Below are 216 nucleotides of genomic sequence, written 5' to 3' on the forward strand. Positions count from 1 at the left end.
GCAGCGCAAAACCTAAGCCAAACAACAGCGCAGTTAAATGGGCTTAATCAATCAATTATAGAGCTTGCACACGCTAATACTGTAAATACATGGCGCGGTGAAGGTAACATCAATCAAAGTATGCTCGCGCTTAATAAACAAGACATAAACGGCGCTATAAAGTCGTTACAAAAAGGCATTAGCGTTGATCCTTACTTTGATGCAAGTTATGTGAAT

General features: G+C 39.8%; 1 pseudogene. It reads left to right on the plus strand.

The features are described from left to right. Positions 1-216, plus strand: a pseudogene (locus tag NRL14_RS21025) (hypothetical protein); the annotation flags it as partial.

Origin of the sequence: Pseudoalteromonas sp. 20-92 (assembly GCF_030847595.1) — a bacterium.
GTDB classification, from domain to species: Bacteria; Pseudomonadota; Gammaproteobacteria; order Enterobacterales; family Alteromonadaceae; genus Pseudoalteromonas; species Pseudoalteromonas fuliginea.